Source organism: Pseudomonas sp. NPDC085632, assembly GCF_044541255.1.
In the GTDB taxonomy this organism is placed as follows: domain Bacteria; phylum Pseudomonadota; class Gammaproteobacteria; order Pseudomonadales; family Pseudomonadaceae; genus Aquipseudomonas.
Window position 1 is genome coordinate 1 of the sequence record NZ_JBITSX010000116.1, and the last position, 1,425, is coordinate 1,425.

Genomic DNA, 1,425 nt, shown 5'->3' on the forward strand with positions numbered 1-1,425 from the left:
ATAGTTATAAGCAGTCGGACTGATTGCTGTGCTCATTCTAAGGTTCCACGGTTTGGGTGTTTTATTAGGATTAAAATCGGCCGCAAGTATGCAGAGAGCAGGGGGTCATTGCAACGCGCCATGACCTGGGTCAATGCTTTCCAAGGCTGATTCTGCGGCCTTTCCATGCGCCGCGTAAGGACAAAATTGGCCTCGGACAAAATGTCGCAGCGGACGAAAAAAGCGAGGGGTTCAGGTCGCTTGTAACGGGGTGTGTTCAAACGCTCGGTTCGGGTGACGGACGGTAAATGGCACGACAGCCGGTATCTACCGGCGTTTGCGGCCACATCAGTCAGCCGGTTCGCGGAACACAGCAGTCAGCGTTGACCTGGAACCGGCACAAGCCAGTCCGCATCGAGCAAGCGTAGACCCGAATCCGGGGAACCGAAAGGTGAGGGCGTGAAGGGGTGCGACAATGCGTCGCAAAGGGGCGGGATGCTGCCGCACCGAGAATGGTGCGGCAGAGGTGTACGCAATGCTTACTTCTTGTTGTCTTCAGTAATCAGTTTTTCTGTATTCAATCCATGTGACAGGCTGTACACATAAGCGGCGAGCAATTGCACTTTATCGTTACCCAGCAGCTCGTTCTGCGCCGGCATGTGGCCCTGGCGACCATGGCGGATGGTCTGTTCAAGTTGGGTCAGGCTGGTGCCATAGATAAATCCGGCCGGGTGCGTCAGATTCGGCGCACCCATGGCTTCAGTGCCGTGGCCGGTTGCCCCATGACAGGCTACGCAGGTGGTACTGAACGCTTGCTGTCCGGCTTGCAGGTCGGCCTTGCTGTCGGCGGGCAATGGCAGACCGGCCAGTTCATGACGGACATAAGCGGCGACGTTTTTCACTCCGGCCTCGCCCAACACTTCACCCCAGGCCGGCATTGCCGCCATCCGGCCACCCATGATGGTGGTTTTGATGGTCTCGGCGTCGCCGCCCCAGCGCCAGTCGCTGTCGGCGAGGTTAGGGAAACCGAACGCGCCCTTGGCGTCGGAGCCGTGGCACACCGAGCAGTTGGAGGCGAACAGGCGGCCACCCATTTTCAGTGCCTGAGGGTCCTTCGCCACTTCTTCCACCGGCATGGCGGCGAACTTGGCGAAGATCGGTCCGAATTTGGCGTCGGCCTTGTTCATTTCCTTTTCCCACTCGTGCACGCCGGTCCAGCCGTCCTCGTAACCCGGCAGGATGCCTTTCCAGTTGCCCAGGCCCGGATACAGGATCAGATAGCCCACGGAAAACACCAGCGTGCCGGCGAACAGCATGAACCACCACTGAGGCAGCGGGTTGTCGTACTCCTCGATGCCGTCGAAGCTGTGGCCCATGGTCTGGTCGACGCTGCTGATGTCCGGTTTCGGCGCGCCTTCACGCACCACCAGGCCGATCCGCGAATCT

General features: G+C 59.4%; 1 protein-coding gene. It reads right to left on the reverse strand.

All coding sequences use genetic code 11. The annotated features are described in order from the left end of the window. Positions 1-518: 518 nt before the first annotated feature. Positions 519-1,415 (reverse strand): cytochrome-c oxidase, cbb3-type subunit III, encoded by an 897-nt coding sequence (ccoP, locus tag ACIF4X_RS29285; RefSeq protein ID WP_397484701.1) that lies wholly within the window; start codon positions 1,413-1,415, stop codon positions 519-521. Positions 1,416-1,425: the final 10 nt, after the last annotated feature.